The sequence below is a fragment of the Marinobacter metalliresistant genome (assembly GCF_038098645.1).
Classification (GTDB): domain Bacteria; phylum Pseudomonadota; class Gammaproteobacteria; order Pseudomonadales; family Oleiphilaceae; genus Marinobacter; species Marinobacter metalliresistant.
The window spans coordinates 1,390,051-1,408,352 of record NZ_CP101118.1; the positions used below are offsets into that span (position 1 = coordinate 1,390,051).

Annotated in this window: 13 protein-coding genes; 7 read left to right on the forward strand and 6 right to left on the reverse strand. The window is 58.5% G+C overall.

Annotation, left to right across the window (positions count from 1 at the left end; translation table 11 throughout):
- The first annotated feature begins 37 nt into the window (after nucleotides 1-37).
- The 6 genes from tsaA (at nucleotide 38) to NLK58_RS06510 (ending at nucleotide 7,454) form a co-directional block, all read left to right on the forward strand.
- A complete protein-coding gene (tsaA, locus tag NLK58_RS06485) occupies nucleotides 38-784 on the forward strand; it encodes a tRNA (N6-threonylcarbamoyladenosine(37)-N6)-methyltransferase TrmO (RefSeq protein WP_341582362.1) in 747 nt (248 codons plus the stop codon).
- Nucleotides 785-827: 43 nt separating this feature from the next.
- Nucleotides 828-3,179, forward strand: a complete 2,352-nt coding sequence (locus tag NLK58_RS06490) for a response regulator (RefSeq protein ID WP_341582363.1) — start codon at nucleotides 828-830, stop codon at nucleotides 3,177-3,179.
- Nucleotides 3,180-3,227: 48 nt separating this feature from the next.
- A complete protein-coding gene (yacG, locus tag NLK58_RS06495; RefSeq protein WP_117617749.1) occupies nucleotides 3,228-3,416 on the forward strand; it encodes a DNA gyrase inhibitor YacG in 189 nt (62 codons plus the stop codon).
- 123 nt (nucleotides 3,417-3,539) lie between these two features.
- Nucleotides 3,540-4,100, forward strand: a complete 561-nt coding sequence (locus NLK58_RS06500; RefSeq protein WP_341582364.1) for a YfaZ family outer membrane protein — start codon at nucleotides 3,540-3,542, stop codon at nucleotides 4,098-4,100.
- 154 nt (nucleotides 4,101-4,254) lie between these two features.
- Nucleotides 4,255-6,426 (forward strand): hypothetical protein, encoded by a 2,172-nt coding sequence (locus NLK58_RS06505; RefSeq protein WP_341582365.1) that lies wholly within the window; start codon nucleotides 4,255-4,257, stop codon nucleotides 6,424-6,426.
- Nucleotides 6,427-6,518: 92 nt separating this feature from the next.
- Nucleotides 6,519-7,454 carry a glucosaminidase domain-containing protein gene (locus NLK58_RS06510; protein ID WP_341582366.1) on the forward strand — a complete coding sequence of 312 codons (936 nt, stop codon included), beginning with the start codon at nucleotides 6,519-6,521 and terminating at the stop codon, nucleotides 7,452-7,454.
- 107 nt (nucleotides 7,455-7,561) lie between these two features.
- Here NLK58_RS06510 and NLK58_RS06515 read toward each other — a convergent pair whose 3' ends face one another.
- From NLK58_RS06515 to zapE, 5 genes are all read right to left on the reverse strand, one after another.
- Nucleotides 7,562-10,276 carry a LuxR C-terminal-related transcriptional regulator gene (locus NLK58_RS06515; RefSeq protein ID WP_341582367.1) on the reverse strand — a complete coding sequence of 905 codons (2,715 nt, stop codon included), beginning with the start codon at nucleotides 10,274-10,276 and terminating at the stop codon, nucleotides 7,562-7,564.
- Nucleotides 10,277-10,492: 216 nt separating this feature from the next.
- Nucleotides 10,493-11,854: a DUF1329 domain-containing protein gene (locus NLK58_RS06520; RefSeq protein ID WP_341582368.1), complete on the reverse strand. Its 1,362-nt coding sequence runs from the start codon at nucleotides 11,852-11,854 to the stop codon at nucleotides 10,493-10,495.
- 33 nt (nucleotides 11,855-11,887) lie between these two features.
- Complete coding sequence (locus NLK58_RS06525) at nucleotides 11,888-13,753, reverse strand: DUF1302 domain-containing protein (protein WP_341582369.1); 1,866 nt, start codon at nucleotides 13,751-13,753, stop codon at nucleotides 11,888-11,890.
- Nucleotides 13,754-14,275: 522 nt separating this feature from the next.
- The gene (locus tag NLK58_RS06530; protein ID WP_341582370.1) at nucleotides 14,276-15,460 is read right to left on the reverse strand and encodes a thiolase family protein; all 1,185 of its coding nucleotides are present in this window, start codon (nucleotides 15,458-15,460) and stop codon (nucleotides 14,276-14,278) included.
- Between the two features lie 85 nt (nucleotides 15,461-15,545).
- Nucleotides 15,546-16,679 carry a cell division protein ZapE gene (gene zapE, locus NLK58_RS06535; protein WP_341582371.1) on the reverse strand — a complete coding sequence of 378 codons (1,134 nt, stop codon included), beginning with the start codon at nucleotides 16,677-16,679 and terminating at the stop codon, nucleotides 15,546-15,548.
- A gap of 194 nt (nucleotides 16,680-16,873) precedes the next feature.
- Between zapE and NLK58_RS06540 the strand changes: the two genes are divergently transcribed.
- Nucleotides 16,874-17,314, forward strand: a complete 441-nt coding sequence (locus NLK58_RS06540) for a ZapG family protein (RefSeq protein WP_341582372.1) — start codon at nucleotides 16,874-16,876, stop codon at nucleotides 17,312-17,314.
- 244 nt (nucleotides 17,315-17,558) lie between these two features.
- On the opposite strand, the gene NLK58_RS06545 is transcribed toward NLK58_RS06540, so the two are convergent.
- A complete protein-coding gene (locus NLK58_RS06545; protein ID WP_341582373.1) occupies nucleotides 17,559-18,302 on the reverse strand; it encodes a Nif3-like dinuclear metal center hexameric protein in 744 nt (247 codons plus the stop codon).

Here is an 18,302-nt window from a genome sequence, read left to right on the forward strand (position 1 = left end):
ACCCCGGAGTTCGCGGTGTTCCGTTCCGGAGTTTCAGATGTCCCGACACCCCTCAAAACCTGCCGCCGAGGCCCTCACGCTCACCCCGGTTGCCATTACCCGCTCCTGCTTCCGGGACAAGTTCGGGGTGCCGCGCCAGCCGGGGCTGACCCGCCATGCCCGGGCCGATCTGGTCATCCAGTCGCCGTTTGACCGGGAGGATGCATTCCGGGGTCTGGAGACCGCCAGCCATCTGTGGCTCACCTTTCAGTTTCATGAGGCGGTGCGTGCCGAGTGGCGGCCTGTGGTGCGCCCTCCCCGGCTTGGCGGTAACCGGAAGATGGGCGTGTTTGCCAGCCGTTCGCCATTTCGTCCCAACAGTCTTGGCCTGTCGGTGGTTCGCAATGAGGGGCTTTTGCGGGTAGATGGCCAGCTTATTCTTCGCATCAGCGATCATGACCTGATCGACGGCACACCGATTCTCGATATCAAGCCCTACCTGCCCTTTGCCGATTCCGTGCCGGAGGCCACCCTGGGCTGGGCCGATTCACCGCCCACTGAAGAAAGGCTGGAGGTGGTGTTCCTGCCAGAAGCGGAGCAGCAGATCCTCGGGCTGCCACCGGAACACTACCCGGATTTGCGCCCCCTGATTGAGGATGTCGTGGGTTATGACCCGCGCCCTTCCTTTCGCCGGGGGCGGGAGGAAGATCGCATTTACGGTGCCCACCTGTACGGCCTGAATGTGCGCTTCCGATTTGTGAATGATCGTTCATGGAAACGTGTCGAAGTGCTAACGGTCTGTTAAACTCCCTCTGGTGATTTTGTAGTCGACACAGGGAATTTGTGCCTTGCCTTCAAAGCAGCTATTCGAACGATTGGGAATACGGCCATTGGCGGCAAGGTTGCTCGCCTATGTATTGCTGTTCAGCCTGTTGTTGTCTCTGGTGGCCACCGGCGTGCAGATGATTGGCGAGTTTGAGCGCCGGAAGGCTGATCTGCTGAGTAATCAGACACGGGCCGCCGAACTGGTCTCCGGTAGCATGAGCAACAACATCTGGCTGATGAATTTCAGCGAGGTGGCCAACAGCCTGGATGATATGAAAGCGGTACCCGCCATCCAGTATGCCCGGGTGATCACCACCACTGGCGAGGAATTCAGCACCGGCATCTACCCGGACGGCCGCGTTATCTCCCAGACCTTCCCCCTGGTGTTTGACCGCTCCAGTACCCGCAGCCCCGAGAACGTGGGCACACTGACGGTTACCTCTTCCATTGACCAGATCTACGCCGAGCTCTGGAACCGGGCGCTATTGAACCTGTTGTTCCAGTCCATTGTGGTGATGCTGGGTACCCTGGGATTATTGGTGATTGTTCGCCTGACCCTGTCCCGGCACCTGGAATCCATGGCCGACTACGCGGCACGGCTGAACCTGGACGCCCTGGTGGACCCGCTGAAGCTGAAACGCAAGGCCCTGAAAACGCCAGACGAACTCTCCGAGCTGGAACAGGCCCTGAACAAGATGCGCCTGCAGATTCTGGAAGACACCCGCTCCCTGCGCCAGACCACCATCCAGTCCCAGGACGAGCGGGATGAGGCGGTTCGGGCCAATCACGCCAAGAACCAGTTCCTGGCCAATGTCAGCCACGAACTGAGAACCCCCCTGCAATCGGTTCTGGGGTACGCCAACCTGCTGACGGACACGCCTCTGGATCAGGAACAGCGGGAGTATGTGCAAACGCTGCTGAGCGCCTCGGAGAGCCTTTCCGCCATCATCAACGACCTGCTGGACATTTCCAGGATGGAAGCCGGAAAACTGGTGCTGGATGACATTCCCTTTGATCTGCGGGAAACCCTGAACGATCTGGTGCATATGCTCGGCGCGCGGGCCCGGGAGAAAAGGCTGGCCCTGGAGCTGCGCATCGACGAGAACCTGCCCTGGGCTTTGAAGGGCGACCCGGTGCGGATTCGCCAGATCCTGCTTAACCTCACCTCCAACGCTATCAAGTTTACCGATTCCGGCCATGTGCTGATCAGCATTGAGATGCTGGGCCGCCGGGACGACCAGGCCCGGATTCGTCTGGCGGTGGAAGATACGGGCGTCGGCATCAATCCGGAAGACGTGCCTCTGGTTTATGAGCCTTATGTGCAGTTGGGCCAGCAGTTCCAGCGCCAGCTCCCCGGCGCCGGTCTGGGCCTGACCATTTGCCGGCAGCTGGTGAACCTGATGGACGGCTCGCTGGATCTGGAGAGCCGGCCCGGCGAAGGCTCCACGTTCTGGATAGAACTAACCCTGCCAGTTGCCCCGGAGAACGCCACCCGCGTTCGGCCGGATACCCGGATGGTGAGGAATCGCCGGATTCTGGTGGTGGACTCCTACGAGCTCTCCCGCAAGATCACCCTGGAAATGCTGTCGCGCCACGAGGTGCACATTGAGGCGGTGAAGTCTGCCGGTGAGGCACTGACGTCCCTGCGCACGGCGTTTGATGGCCTGCAGCCGTTCGACGCCATTATTCTGGACGGCTTTGTGCCGGATATGGACAGCGACCTGCTGTGCCGGCAGATCCGCAGCAACCCGCTGTGGGCGAATATGCGCCTGCTGATTCTCTCGTCCAACCCCCAGCGGGGCGATGCCGAGCATTTCCGCCAGGCAGGCGCGGATGCCTTCCTCAGCAAATCACTGCGGGAATCCTGCCTGACACCGATTCTGAACCAGTTGTTTGCGGATGCCGCCAGGCAGGACCGGCGCTTCCTGACCCGTTTCTCCCTGCAGGCGGTCACCGATACCGCCCGGCGGCGCGAGTTGCCCTGCGGCCGCATGAAGGTGCTTTTGGTGGAAGACAACCCGGTAAACCGCACGCTTACCCGCCGGCTTCTGGAGAAGCTGGGTTGTGATGTGATGACGGCCAATGACGGCGAGGCTGCCGCCAGTCTGTGGCAGTGGCATCCGTTCGACCTGATTTTTATGGATTGTGTGATGCCCCGCGTGGACGGTTTTGAGGCTACGCGCAGGCTCCGGGAATGGGAACAGGGACATAATCGGGAACGGATTCCGGTGGTAGCCCTGACCGCCAGCGCCATGGAAGAAGATGAGGAACGCTGCCGCCGTTCCGGCATGGATTTGTTTGTTGCCAAGCCTGTCAATATTGAAATGCTACGGGCAGTACTGGAACAATACTGTAAAGCGTCCGCCGCCTCCTGAACCGGTGGCAAGGACATCCAGTAACGTTTCCAATACCTGAAGGCAGCCATGAACGTTGAATGCCCAACCTGTAAAAAATCCGTGGAATGGACGGAATCCAACCCCTGGCGCCCGTTCTGTTCGGAGCGCTGCAAGATGATCGATCTGGGGGCCTGGGCCAACGAGGAATACCGGGTACCGGCCGAGAACGTATCGCCAGAGGACCTGGACCAGGGCGGAGAAAACACCCGGCACTGAATTCCTGAATCCAAAAACAGAAACAAGAGGTTAACGGGGACTTACCGGCTTTTAAGTTGAGTGGCCTCAGGCGCCCCGTTACCATACCGCCAAATCAATGAATAACTTACCGAAGGTGCACACATGAAAGCGTCCCGGATTTCCCTGATGATTCTCTCCCTGGCTGCCGCGCCCGCGTTTGCAGGTGATGTTGACCTGAGCCTTACCAATGATTCGGTGAAAGGCCAGGTGAATTTCTTCGGCACCAACAACGATCTCCAGTTGGGCACCGGCTACACTTACCGAGAAGGCGGCCGCGACATTTTCAACGTGGATTTCCATGCTCAGGGTCGTACCGCCCTGGGTAACCTGCCCACCACCGCCGGTATCGGTATGCGTGGCATCTACTGGGACCAGAGCCGGGCTGACGGCGGTGCCATTGGGCTTGGCGGTTTTGCCACCGTCAACATTCCGAACGTGCCGGGCCTGTCTTTCACCGGTGGTTTGCATTACGCCCCCAGCATTCTCTCCTTCGGCGACTCCGACGACATGACCAGCCTGGAGCTGAGGGGCAGCTATCGGGTGATCCGCAATGCCGAAGTGTTTGCCGGTTACCGTTACCTGAACACCGAGCTTGATCGCCCGCTGCGCGGTGACGTGAATCTGGACGAAGGTATCATGGCTGGCATGAAAATCTTCTTCTGATTCCAGCCTTTCAGTAACGGGCGCCTCCTCTATCAACGGGAAACAGGCGCCCGTTTCCTGCCTTTTCCGTGGCCCTTTCGTGCTTTTCCTCACGCTTTCCCGAGAATCCGACTGTTAGACTGTTTGCCTGTTAATTCTGCACGGATAGCCAGGCATGCGATTCACTTTCGGTTTACTGCTCTGCTGCACACTGCTGCTCACCGCCGGATGCGGGAGCGGTGAGAGTGCCATTGAAGGAGCGCGCAACCAGCCCAACGACTTCGCCGGCAACAAAAATCCGGTAACCGACTTCAGCTCTGGCAGTACCGGCGACTCCACCAACGCCGGCGGCCTGGAAACCGACGAAGTCCGGGTTACCATGGAAGTGCCGGATGGCGTAACCGGCACTGGCGAATCAACCCGCCGTAACCTGAGAATCGTACAACCAGACAGGGTGAGTGTTTACTACACCAACCCGGCCTTGCAGGTCCTGGACGAGCCCGCGATTTCCACCCGTACCGACAGCGAAGGCTTCACGATCATCAAGTTCACGGAGGGATTGCCTCTGGGCCCGGACGTCATCATTGATGCGGTTTATGGTAACACCCGCATGCGGGCCCTGGCCGCCGATGCCGACCGGGATGTGAAGGTGAACCCCTTCTCCGAGTACCTGGTACGAAACGCCCTGAGCAGCTACACCGCCGGGGAATTTCAGGCCATTCTGGACTGTGTGGCCGATGCCAACGGTGAGCTGTGCCTGAACAAGTATGTGTGGTCCACCCTGGCCGACCAGGTTCACGACTTTGAGATCGACATTCCCTCCGGGGCCGACCTTCAGGATGCCCTGGACTTACTCTCCGCGCGGGGCGATTTCGCCCGTTACGTGAGCGCCATGGCCGGCTACGCGTTGCTGGGTGCGTCGTCCTCAGGCAAGATCAGCGCCAGCTCGGCGGACTACAATTCTATCTTCCTGGGCATCGAACTGGGCCAGACCTTTCTGGAGCCCTCCCTGGCCGGCTCTGGCCAGTGGGGTGTTCGCACGGCTCAGGAGGAAGTGCTGGAAGACGCAAACGGCACCGGCTATGTCTACCCGGCCCTGACCCTGACCAGCTTTGATGCCTTCAATATCCGGGTCACGTCCCTGGCCAGTGACATTCCCTATGATCGTGAAGCGCTGATTCATCAGAAGGGCAATAATTTTTTTGAGCGCGGTTCGGATAACTGGGAACGCAACACGCACTCCTCATCCCCGGGCGCCGCCACCCTGCTGGAAGACACCCGCCTGCTGGCCGGCCGGTCCCTGTTCCAGAGCATTACCGGCCGTGACAGTTCAAAGATCATGGGCTGGACCCGCAATCCTTACTACCTCAATGCCTTCACCAGCCTGCCTGTGGACGATACCACGGGGCCAGACCGGGTAATCAGCGGGTATTTCAGCGCGGGTAAGGCCATTGAGCTGGAGGCCGAAGGCGACCAGTTGCGGCGGCTCGGCACCCTGGAAGACCAGTATCTGTCAGTGCTCGAGATCAACCTGCTGCGCAAGGAAGGTTTCGACGCCAGCTCACTCAATGGCCGGAATTACAACATGCTTTACCTGGCAACCCGCTTCAGCGAGGCAGCGGTGCCGATGGCGATTGAAACCGGGCTCGGCCAGTGGCAGATCGACTCGGGCACCGTCAGCCAGTCCCAGACTTTCACGACCGTGCGCCGGGGCAATGCCGGCGGCGTGTCCACCAACGATACCGGCACGCGCACGGAATCCTGGACCCTGAGCAGCCGCACCTCAACGCTGAGCAAGGGCGAAGTGGACATTGGCCGGCTGAACCTGGACATAACCACCGCTTCAGGGGACTTCGAACAACCGGACATCGGCATCGGCGCCAGCACCCCTGATGGTACTCTGATGGCCTTCAACCTGAACGACAGCCCGCTAGGGGATGGATTGCTGATCGCCGCGGAGCAGACCGCCAACAGCGCACCTTCCGCCGGCCAGTTCCGGCTGCAGGGTGTCGCGCTGGGACTGGCGCCGGATACCAACCGGCTCCGGCATTTCGACAATGCCCTGCTGACCATCAACTCCTCCACGACAGCAACATTCTCGCCCATTGCCCTGGCCAGCAGCCATTCCGTAAACAATGAGACGGTGACAACCCCGGAACTTCAGGAGGATCCGGACATTGCCCTGACCTACACCCGGACCGGTGATGGCCGGGTCCGGTTCAGTGCCGGCAATCTGGTGCTCGAGGGCTTCCACACAGGCAGTCAGAACCAGTTCTACCTGAGGTTCCGGACCACGGAAGGCAACGAGGAACAGGCCGGCCTGGTCATCGCCACCCGCCTGCCCTGACGAGCTCTGGGCCAGGCGGTAAAATCCAACAGGCAGACGCCTCCGTATAACCTGTTATAATTCTTGCCATATCGACTTTGACGAGAGCTTTTATGTCTGCAGGTAAACGGGCGATGTTGCTGATGGCCCCCTTGATTGCGTTTGCGATCGGGGGCGGTTTCTATGTGCCACCTGAGGGTGGCGGGCAGAGCCGGTATGGCAACAGTGGATCAGAGCCCGCTCTGTCCTCCCTGCCGCCTTTGCCGGACTGGGCCAATGACGATCTGCCGGATTTTTCCGGGTACCGCGACACCACCGAGAAGAAAGCGGCGTTCTTCTCGTTTCTTTACCCTCGCATTGTTCTGGCCAACTCACGAATCCTTATTGAGCGCGACTACCTCGACAGCCTTGCCGGTAAGGAAGAATTGACCAGCAAGGAATACCGCTGGCTGGCCCGGCAGTCCGAGCGGCTGAGAGTGGATGCCGAACCCGGCAGTAAGGAGCAGTTCACGCTGCTGCGCAAGCGGCTGGATGTGATTCCGCCCTCGCTGATTCTGGCCCAGGCCGCCAATGAATCCGCCTGGGGCACCTCCCGCTTTGCCATCAAAGGCAACAACCTGTTCGGCCAGTGGTGCTTCTCGAAGGGCTGCGGCCTGGTACCACTTGGTCGTGCCGAGGGCGCCAGCCACGAGGTCGCCAGTTTCCCCTCGCCCTATCGCTCGGTGCGGGCCTATATCCAGAACCTGAACCGCCACCCCGCCTACCAGCTGCTGAGAGACGTAAGGCTGAGGGATCGCCGCAACAATGGGCCACTCTCCGGCCTGGAGCTTGCCGAAGGCCTGCTTGGCTATTCCGAGCGTGGTGAGGAGTACGTAGAGGAGATCCGGGCGATGATTCACTACAACAATCTGGAATTTTATGACGACGATTTCCGGAGCGTGATCCGGGACCTGTCTCCGGACAGTCTTGAGCAACTGGCCTCTACCAAGGTGGAAACCGGACTGTTACCCCGCCAGTCATCACTGAGCAGTAACCCGGCTGAAGGTTAAAGCTGAAAATGGGGTCTGACCCCGTGGGGTCAAAAGCTGAAAATGGGGTCTGACCCCAGGGGGAAAGCTGAAAATGGGGTCTGACCCCAGGGGGTCAGACCCCTTCTTCATAGCAACCCAAGTTCGCGGGCACGCACTGTAGCCTGGGTGCGGGATTTTACTTCCAGCTTGGCGTTAATCCGCCGGGCGTGGGTTTTCACGGTATGCAGGGAAATGTGCAGTCTGTCGGCGATTTCCTGATTCGAGAGCCCTTTGGCAATCAGCTCCAGCACACCCTGCTCACGCTCACTGATCGGTTCCGCCAGAGCCTCGGCACCGCCGGCCTTCGGTTTCAATTCGAAAAGATTTCCCAGGGCCTCCTTGAAGGGGCCCTCCAGAAGCTGACCAAAGCCCTTCTCCATCAGCTCCTGAAGCTCTCCACGTAATTCCGAAAACGGGCTGATAAAGTGCTCGCGGGCGGCTTCGAGAACGACGGCGGACAGAACCTTCTGGGCAACCACCGGGCCTTTTTCATCCTGAACGATGACCGCTTCGAGCAACCGCATATGCAGTTCAACGCCCCATGGAATCGTGCCCTCGTAACGTTCACGAATGCCCTGCAGGGTTTCCCTGGCGCGGATCAGGTCGCCACGGGCCAGATCAATCCGAACCTGCAGGCAATCCAGCAGGCCCGGCATCATCGGGAACAGTTCCGGCACGCAGCCTGCCTCCCGGTAGGGTGCAAGCTTGCTGACCGCCTGGCCAGCGCTGTCGATCTGATTCTGGGCCAACCAGCAACTGGCCTTGAGGGCTTCGAGAACCGGCACAAACAGCGATTCATCCACTTGCCAGGAATGCATGGTGCGCTCGGCCCGGCCAATCCAGACAAAGGCGTCTTCCAGCCGGCCCTGGGCTCGGCACATCAGTACCCGGATGGTCATCGCCAGCAGCAGGCCCAGATCCCGGGTCTGTTCGGCGTGCCGGCCACAGGTTACCAGCAGCCGGTCGGCTTCTGCTTCCCGGCCCTGGTGCCAGAGCACCAATACCAGATTCAACTGAAGCCGGGTTTCGCCAATCCGTGCCGGCCGGGCCAGCTCCTGCATGGCAGTATCCAGGCCGGTGCGCAACAGTTGCTCGGCGTGTTTGAGAGCGCCTTTGCCCAACTCGATGCGGGCATGGGCGTAAACCGCCAGCGCTTCCGAGCCGGAATCGCCGGCTTCGCGGGCAAGCCTGGCAGCCCTCCGGTTGGCTTCCCGGGCCTCCTGGAAGCGGCCGGCCGCGCACAGGGCACTGGAGCGCACCATTTGGGTTACCAGTTGCCCCTGGGTACTGAGCTCACCTTCCTTTCCGCCTTCCTTTAGCGCCCTGTCGGCCATTTCCAGGGCCGGACCCACGCTGCCCTCACCCCTGAGAATAAAAGCTTTGAGAGCACAGATCCGTGCCGCATGCTCTTCCCGATCGGACTCCGGCAGACCTTCAATAAGGGCTCGCGCCTGACGGAACTGGCCGCCAATGGCATGAACCCAGCTGTAAACAATTCTCAGGCGGGCACTGCGCTCAAGAAGCTGGGCAGGCAGGCTCTTGCGAAGTCTGAGCAGTGACGCCGTATCCTGCCCCAGCAGCAAGGCCTCGGAGCCCTCGGAGGCGATTCGGATAACCTCATCAGCGTCTCCGGCCAACAGCGCATATTTGAGGGCTTCCGGAAACTGATCACGCACACCGAACCAGCGACTGGCCTGAAGCATTCGCCCGGCGTAGCCTGCCATCATGGGCGCTCTCAGCCATTCCTGCATCAGGGGGTTAAGCCGGTACCACCGTCCCCGGCCTGGCATGGGCTTGAGAGGAAGACCTCGATCAACGGCCTGGGAGGGAACAAAACCGGAATCCGGCAACAGCGACTCAAGGGCCAGGAACAGCTCATCGGAACACAGTTCCAGCTCGGCAATACCGCGCAAGGATCGAAGCTGTCCCGGTGTGAGACCACCAAGCACCGATTCTTTCAGGAACCGCTCCACACCCGCCGTTTCCTGTATCGGTTTTCTCTCCGGATTCCGTGCTACTTCACGGCGATAGAGCGCCAGTGGCGTTGCCCAGCCTTCGGTGATGTCGTACAGGTTGTCTACAGCCACGCTGGTCAGCTGGCTCCCTGCCATGGCCGGCTGGAAGAATTCGAAGGTTTCTGAGCGCGAGAACTCCAGTGCTTCAGTGCCAATTCGGGTAAACCGGTTTTCAAGCTCGAGACCGTGGGTTTCAAAAGGCAGTGCCTTTCGGGAAATAAGTACGATCGAGGCGCCAGCGGGAAAGTCTGCAACCAGTTGTTGCAGCAGTTCGACCACGGCCGGGTTGCCCAGATTCTGAAGGTTGTCCAAAACCAGAACCCTTGGCTGCCCGGCACTCTTGCGGGCCAGCGCCACCTGCATCATCGCCAGGGTATCGGAGAAGGTGGCGCCACTTTGGTACCCCTGCTCCGGCGTCTCGGGCAGATTCAGGGCGATAGCGAGCAGCGTCAGAAAGCGCGACGGTGCGTTGTCCTGGGCATTCAGTGCAATCCAACGGGTCTGGTCGCCCGATACTCCGGAGCCGCCGAGGGCGCTGACCACCGCATGGGATTTGCCATAACCACAAGGCGCTTCAATAAACAGAACACTGCTGGAGTTCAGCGCTTCGGCAATCTTGCGGTCGAGCTTCGGCCGTGCCAGAGAGCCCGGCGGAACGGCGGGAATCTGCACCCTTTGCCTGAGCAAGTCCCTGACCAGTTCACCTCGCTGAAGGCCACTGTTCGCTGACTGGAATTCATCGTTGGCTGCACAGCCATCATTGAATGGTTTCACGCACTGCCCCATTTAAATCCGGCCTGAACTGCCTTACACCGCCGGAAAGGTGGATCTTTGCACTGACTTTTGAGTGGCGACCGGCATCAGGTACGCCTTTAGTATGAGAAGAAGGTTAAACCAATTGAGGGGCGGGCTGCAAAATTTTGACGTGAAAGGATTTTAAAGCGTGTTAAAAAAACGGCGGGCCCGAGGGCCCGCCGTTTTCATCTGGCTGCAGAACAGCGCTTAACGGGTGCCGGCCCGGCGCAGTGCCGCGGGCGAATAATCTCTGTAACGACGTTCCACACCAAAGGTGTAGGGGTTTACTTCTTCATTGGTCAGGCCAAGAGCCAGGTAACGGCCAGAGAGCAGATCGTACAGGGTCTCGATGGCATACCAGGGAACCACCTGATCGTAGAACTGCATGTTATGGGCTTCAGCCACACGCCACAGCTCGCCACGACCGTCGTAGTGGTCAATAACTGACGCCTGCCAGGAGTCCTCATCAATGTAGAAGTCACGCTGGGCATAGACATGGCGCTCGCCCTCTTTCAGGGTGGCCCTTACATGCCATACACGGTGCAGCTCATAGCGGGTAAAATCCTGATTAATGTGGCCAGGCTTGATGATCTGGTCGTAGGTCAGACCCCGATCAACCAGCTTGTAGGCGTTGTACGGAATGTACATTTCCTTCTTGCCAACCAGCTCCCAGTTGTAGCGATCCGGCGCGCCGTTGTACATATCGAAGTTATCGGTCGTGCGCATGCCGTCAGACGCGGTACCCGGCCCATCGTAGGATACCTGTGGCGCACGGCGAACCCGGCGCTGACCGGCATTGTAAACCCAGGCACGGCGTGGCTCCTCAACCTGGTCAATGGTCTCGTGGATCAGCAGTACATTACCCGCCAGGCGTGCCGGTCCGGTAATAGCCTGCTTGAAGTAGAACAGAACGTTCGGATCTTCGTTGGGACTATAATCTTCGAGGTAGGTACGCCAGGTCAGCTCGTCCTGGAATTTGACCACCGAGAAGTCACCACTCTCGGTCGGCGTTACCTGGCCGACGTTACGCTGGACAGAACCACCACGGTAGCGGGTAATGTGGTTCCAGATAGCCTCCAGACCGTTCTGGGGAATCGGGAAGGGGGTGGCGGACTGGTAGTTGCCCAGACCATTGCCATCCTTGACCAGCTCTACCTTTGTCGCGTTCTCAACGGTCTCCTCCATCACCTCTTCAGGGTAGGCGGCGCTACGGTGAGTTTCGTACACCGGCATGAAGTAGTCGTCGTAGCGCTCAATCATCGCAACCTGGCCAGCGGACAGTTTGTCTTTGTACTGATCCACGTTGCTCTGGTCGATGGTAAATTTTGGCTGCTCATCCGGGAAGGGATTCACATAGATACCGTCGCCCTTGTAGTTGGCTGGAGGCGTAGTCAGGCCACCTGTCCACGGGGGGATTTCACCGCCATTGCCGGCTTTCTCCGCACCCATTGGTGTCAGCGAGCTACCCAGCTTGGCCGCTTCTTCAGCAGAAACCGCACCCCAGGCCTGGCCGGCAAGAATGCCCGCTGCCAGAACGCCTGTGGCCAGTAGTTTCTTGTTCAGTTTCATTTAAATTCCCTCGTTCAACGAATTCGTACCGGGTCAGAATGAGTATGAAATGCTGGCAGTTACGTAATCGCGGTCAGTCAACTCATTATACGGCCTTCCGTCGAAGTAGTTCGTGTAACCGATATCGGCACTGATAACGTTCTGATAAACCGCCTCCACGGACAGGCCAATTGCCTTGCTGCCCTCGTTGAATGCTCCGCCAGGCTGCGGGCTATACCCTTTAACATCGTGACTCCAGGCCAGTTGCGGCAACAGGTTTATGCCGGCAAATGCGTCGAGATAGCTCCACACAAACCGGGCGCGGTAGCCCCAGGAGAAATCGGTCGTGAAGCCTTCATTGTTGCAGTAGTTGGTGTTGATGTTAAGTGCCTGGCCTGTCTGGCCAGAACCCTCACACGCCCCGCCCGGGAGCTGACCTATGCCAAATGTGCCTGACCTGCCATAACGGGCGGTGTCGTAATCGGGCAGGTCGTGTACGTATGTCGCGCCAAACTCGGTAACTATGGTGAGACGATCCGCCCCCATCACCGTCTCAATAAATTTGATCAGCGTGAACTGTGCCTGGGACACACCGTATTCATCATACCCTTGAACGGCCTCACCGTTAAGGGATTGTCCGCCGGCCTGCGCCTCGCGCATCACCTGGAGCTGGCTTGCCGGCAATCCGGTTTCCGGGTTTACAACCTCGTTGCCGCCAAAGATCAGTTCAAAGGCGTTCCACTGCAGCGGCAGCTTGTCGCGGTAGGAGTACTCAGCCCCCAGAGACCATCCGCCCGGAGTGATCGTGTTGATGCTCACTCCGTAAAGGTTGATGTTTTCCGGGTACTCAATGAAATATAGCGGCAGGTTCTGGCCATTGTTCGGATCACGGGCGATACCGCTGACATACGGCAGGCGGCTGTTGTACTTAATATAGTAGAAGCCAAGCTCTGACTCATTCAGTTGCGGTAAAAACCAGCGCATGGCAACGCCAAACTGATCCTTGGTATCCGCCTGCCTGTCTCCAACACGGTCTGCAACCAGGCCCTGTGCGAGCGCCTGTGAATCAGGCAACTGACCGGCAAGCAGAATCGGGCCACAGTCCTCGGCCGCGAAATCGTTGGTTGAGAAGAAGGTTCCGCAGTTATCCGGGCGGACCGGCTCCCAATCGTTCTGTACAAAGGCTTCCACGGTAAGGCTCTCAGTCACGCCTGCAGACATATAGAACATTTCGACCGGCAGAAGTGCGTCTTTTATCTCGGAGCCCGGAGCCCGGAAAGCCGGGACATCTATAGGGTTGATAATGTTGATGCCACCCTGAATAAAGGTACTTTCACCCCAGCTGAGAACCTGCCTACCATAACGCAGGCTGACAGGAACCTGACCAAAGTACCAGTCCGTGAACACATAGGCATCCAGAATCTCGCCACCGGAGGCATAGTCCTTGGCGTATCGATTCAGCTCGCGGCGCTGGCCAACATAATCAACAGCACGACTTTCGTCCTTCAGTTCAAAATCATACCAGTAGCGGCCACGCAAAAGACCACCAACCCTTGTCAGAAACGGGTTGTCCAGGTCGTAGTTCAAATACAGTTCACTGTTACCCTTGACGATTTTGGAGTAGGTATCGCCTTTGTCGAAGTTCAGGTTGCCGTCGTCGTAGTTGTTGGTGGAGGCACCGATATTTTCCAGGGGGCCGCCCGGCGCGTACTCGGGGCCAAGGTTACCCTGGGCGATAAGGCGTTTGTCGCGATCCTCGACTCGCCAACCGGCACCCGCAGACAGCGTGGTGTTGAACTGGGCTTCTACATCTCCCATGTAAAAGGAATAGGCGGCTGCCTGACCGGACATACCGGCTGCCACCGCCACGGCCAGCGGTAATTTGGTCCAACGCTGCCGTTGATGTATTTTTCTTGTCATTGGAAGGCTACTCCATTGTTGTTCTGAGTCGCTGCTCTGATTATTGGTATTCACGATGTATTGGAGGCTTCATGCACAGTGCTCGTGATGTTGGCACTATAGCTAACGCCTTCGGGCGCTTTGATCAGTCAAAAGTATGATTTTACTCTCACACTTCGCTTACCGCCGGGTTTCGTCGCACAAAATCACTATAGACAACAATTTTGGTTGCAACCACTTTGGCTTTGGCGGTTGTTTTTGCGCTTTCTTGCTGTTTTTGACTGGGGTGAAAGCACTGCCGCCCATAGTTGAGATGTAATCCGCGACTCAACCGTCATCAGATTCGAAAAACCAAACCCAATCTCACTACCAAAACTTCGAAAAGCCTTCTCAGACTTTGGAGTAAGGGGCTGTTGCCTTTCTGAAACTGTCGGCAGCAGGGATGCTGCCGCCAAGCCTACAAGGACGTATTCACGGCGCGTTTCAGAAAGGCAACAGCCCCTTGCCGAACGACCACAGCAAAGGGTTATCCAGGCTAACGACTTAGAGCATCTCGATAGCCATCGCCGTGGCTTCACCACCACCGATGCAGAGCGCCGCGATGCCTTTCTTTTTACCGTAACGCTGGAGGGCGTACATGAGGGTCACCAGCAGGCGGGAGCCGGTGGAGCCGACAGGGTGGCCCTGGGCACAGGCGCCGCCGTGGATGTTGACTTTCTCGGGATCGAGGCCGAGTTCGCGAATGGGCATCATGGCGACCATGGCGAAGGCTTCGTTGATTTCGAACAGGTCGACGTCGTCCTTGCTCCAGCCGGTTTTGCCAAGCAGGGTTTCGATGGCGCCAACCGGGGCGCAGGTGAACTCGGAGGGATGCTGAGACTGGGTGCTGTGGCCGACGATGCGGGCCAGGGGCCTGAGGCCGCGTTTTTCGGCTTCGGATTCACGCATCAGAACGAGTGCGGAGGCGCCGTCTGAGATGGAGGAGGCGTTGGCGGCGGTTACTGTGCCGTCTTTGGCGAACGCCGGTCGCAGACTCGGGATCTTTTCGATGTTGGCGTTGTGGGGTTGTTCATCGTCTTCGACCACCACGTCACCTTTGCGGGTTTTTACGGTAACCGGGACGATTTCGTCCTTCAGCAGGCCCTCTTCGATGGCTTTCTTGGCGCGAGTGAGGGAGGTAATGGCGTACTCGTCCATTTCTTCGCGGGTGTAGCCTTTCTTATCCGCCATTTCCTGGGCAAAGGCGCCCATCAGCCGACCGGTTTCGGCATCTTCCAGGCCATCCAGGAACATGTGATCCTGCGGCGCCTGGCCCGGCCCCATGCGGTAACCGCCACGGACACCCTGCAGGATGTAGGGAGCGTTCGACATGCTCTCCATACCACCGGCGACCACGATGTCGTTGCTGCCGGCCTTGATGAGGTCGTGGGCGAACATGGCGGCTTTCATACCGGAGCCGCAGAGTTTGTTGACGGTGGTGGCGCCGGTGCTATCCGGAAGACCCGCCTTACGCATGGCCTGGCGGGCCGGCCCCTGCTTCAGGCCCGCGGGCAGGACGTTACCCATGATCACCTCCTGCACATCGGCAGGCTGCAATCCGGCACGCTTCACCGCCTCGGCGATGGTGATGGCCCCCAGGTCAGTGGCGCTGACGTCGGCCAGACTGCCCTGGAAACCGCCCATGGGGGTGCGGGCGCCACTTACGATGACTACGTTGTCACTGCTCATATCCAATCTCTCCTAAAAGTGGGGTCAGATGAAAATGGGGTCAGATGAACTTTTCATCTGACCCCATTTTCATCTGACCCCGATTTCATGGTTTGTGGGGTGCTTCGAGGTATTCACGGGACTGCATTTCCAGCAGGCGGGATTCGGTGCGTTCGAATTCAAAGCTCAGGCGGCCGCCGGTGTAGAGTTCGGTGATGGGGGCGGCGGCGGAGATGATCACCTTGACGTTGCGGTCGTAAAATTCATCAATCATGTTGATGAACCGGCGGGCCTGGTCGTCTTTGTCTTTGCCCAGTACCGGCACATTGCTAACGATAATGGCGTGGAACTGCCGGGCCATTTCGATGTAATCATTCTGGCTGCGGGGGCCGTCGCAAACGTCTTTGAAATCAAACCAGACCACGTCGTCTGCGTGGGCCTGGGCGGGGATTTTGCGGCCGTTGATTTCCATGGTTTTACTGTGTTTCCCGGCTTCAACCGCCAGAGCATCAAAGCTTTTCCGGAGGCTGACGTCTGCTTCCTGATCCAGGGGCGAGTGGAACAGCTCCGCCTGCTCCAGGGTTCGCAGGCGGTAATCCACGCCGCCGTCAACGTTGACCACATCCGTGTGCTTCTTGACCAGATCAATGGCCGGCAGGAACCGGGCCCGCTGGAGGCCATCCTTGTACAGGCCATCCGGGACGATGTTGGAGGTGCACACCAGGGTCACGCCCCGGCTGAACAGGCCGTCCATCAGGGTGGCGAGGATCATGGCGTCGCCGATATCCGAGACGAAAAATTCATCGAAACAGATCACCCGGGTTTCGTCGGCGAACTTCCTGGAAACCAGCTCCAGGGGGTTCTTCTCGCCCTTGAGGGATTTGAGTTCGTTGTGGACACGCTGCATGAAGCGGTGAAAGTGAACCCGCATCTTGCGATTGAACGGCAGGGATTCGTAGAAGGTGTCCATCAGGTAGGTTTTACCGCGGCCTACCCCGCCCCAGAAATACAGGCCCTTAACCGGCTCTTCCCGGCCTTTTTTCAGTTTGCGGCGCAGTTTGGTCATTGCCTTGTCACGATCGCTTTCCGCTTCAATCAGTTTGTCGTACAGTGACTGCAGGCGCTTGACGGCATCTTCCTGGGCGGGGTCCTTCTGGAAATCCGGGCGTTCAAGATCCTTCTGGTAACGTTGCCAGGGGGTCTTGGGCGCACTGGTTTCGGGGGACATTACGGCTGCCATCAAGGTATTCCCGGAAGTTGATCGTAAATTTGGGCGCTGTATTGTCTCGCATTTGGCGATTTTTCGCCACGTTGCGCGCCATAGGAGCAATACGACGATTGGCGCAGGCCACAATCATGGGATGATGGCGCCCGGGACGCTATACTCGTGCTACAGGGCTTGGCTCACTTTTAGGTAAAAGGACGACACAGCATATGACAAACCTGATTCTGGCAGCGATTGCCGCATTGGTTGTTGGCATTGTCATCGGGGTATTTGTTGGCCGTTCCGGGCAGGGAACGACACTTCGCCAGCGCCGGGCGGAACAGCAGATCGAGGAACTGAAAAGCGAGTACACACGCTACCAGGCTCAGGTGAATGAGCATTTCATGGAGTCGGCCCACTTGCTGCGCCGCTTCAATGATGCCTACCGGGATGTGAACCAGCATATGGCCCGCGGTGCCAATCGGCTGTGCAATGACGAGGAGTGGCTGGAGGAACTGGCGCAGGAGACTTCCAGGAAGCGTCTGGAGGAGGTTCGCGAGGACGCCGCCGAGCCGCCTCGGGATTATGCTCCCAAGTCGGACCCGAAAGATTCCGGGACGCTGGCCGAGGACTTTGGGCTCAAAAAGGGTGACAAGGCTCAGCAGGCTTGATGCCCTGAACTGTATAAGACTGCGGATTTGGTGCTTGCGCGGAGCGGGATGGGCCTGCCAAAACCCGCTCCTTGCGGCACGTCCCTGTGGCGCTTGAGCTCCGCCATCCATGGCTCCGCACAGTTTTGGCAGGCCCATCCCGCCCCGCTCGTTCTGACACATCTGCTATTCGCCTTGGTTCCCAGGTCTTATTTCCGTGAACTTGGGGTCAGATGAAAGCTTTCATCTGACCCCGTGTTCGCTATTAGACCGGGTTATCGCAATCGATGAATTTGTGCGTTATGCCAAACTCATTAGCCAGCGCCTTCCCGAGAGCCTGCACACCATAACGCTCTGTGGCGTGATGACCAGCTGCATAATAGTGGATACCACACTCTCTGGCTGTATGGGTCGTCGGCTCGGAGATTTCACCGCTGATGTAGGCGTCCAGGCCCGCATCCAGCGCGGCATTTATAAATCCCTGCGCAGCGCCGGTACACCAACCTACGCGTTTGATCGTAGCCGGCCCCTCGCCAACCCAGAGCGGTTCGCGGTGCAGTCGCCTTGCGAGATGGAGACCGAATTTCTCCGGAGACATTGCCTCCTCAAGCTCACCTTCCCAAACCAGACCGCCTAATGGGCGGGGCTTTTTGATGCTCAGGACGTCTGCCAACTGGCGGTTGTTACCGTATTCGGGATGGTCATCCAGCGGGAGATGGTAGGCAACGAGGTTGATATCGTTGTCCAGCAGTTGCTTCAGACGCTCGCGCTTCATGCCCTGGATTCGTTGATCCTCACCTTTCCAGAAGTAGCCATGGTGAACGAGGATCATATCTGCGTTCGCCTCAATGGCGGCTTCAATCAGCGCTTTTGAGGCGGTTACACCGGAGATAATGGTGTTGATTTCAGACTTGCCTTCAACTTGAAGGCCATTGGGACAGTAATCCTGGAAGTTCTCTGGCTGCAGCCATTCGTTGATTTTACTCAGGATGTCGTTTCGTTCAGCCAT

Coding starts and splice junctions, on each gene's coding strand:
- tsaA (WP_341582362.1), top strand. CDS start 38: ATGTCCCGACACCCCTCAAAACCTGCCGCCGAGGCCCTCACGCTCACC.
- yacG (WP_117617749.1), top strand. CDS start 3,228: ATGAACGTTGAATGCCCAACCTGTAAAAAATCCGTGGAATGGACGGAA.
- NLK58_RS06500 (WP_341582364.1), top strand. CDS start 3,540: ATGAAAGCGTCCCGGATTTCCCTGATGATTCTCTCCCTGGCTGCCGCG.
- NLK58_RS06505 (WP_341582365.1), top strand. CDS start 4,255: ATGCGATTCACTTTCGGTTTACTGCTCTGCTGCACACTGCTGCTCACC.
- NLK58_RS06510 (WP_341582366.1), top strand. CDS start 6,519: ATGTCTGCAGGTAAACGGGCGATGTTGCTGATGGCCCCCTTGATTGCG.
- NLK58_RS06515 (WP_341582367.1), bottom strand. CDS start 10,276: ATGGGGCAGTGCGTGAAACCATTCAATGATGGCTGTGCAGCCAACGAT.
- NLK58_RS06520 (WP_341582368.1), bottom strand. CDS start 11,854: ATGAAACTGAACAAGAAACTACTGGCCACAGGCGTTCTGGCAGCGGGC.
- NLK58_RS06525 (WP_341582369.1), bottom strand. CDS start 13,753: ATGACAAGAAAAATACATCAACGGCAGCGTTGGACCAAATTACCGCTG.
- NLK58_RS06530 (WP_341582370.1), bottom strand. CDS start 15,460: ATGAGCAGTGACAACGTAGTCATCGTAAGTGGCGCCCGCACCCCCATG.
- zapE (WP_341582371.1), bottom strand. CDS start 16,679: ATGGCAGCCGTAATGTCCCCCGAAACCAGTGCGCCCAAGACCCCCTGG.
- NLK58_RS06540 (WP_341582372.1), top strand. CDS start 16,874: ATGACAAACCTGATTCTGGCAGCGATTGCCGCATTGGTTGTTGGCATT.
- NLK58_RS06545 (WP_341582373.1), bottom strand. CDS start 18,302: ATGGCTGAACGAAACGACATCCTGAGTAAAATCAACGAATGGCTGCAG.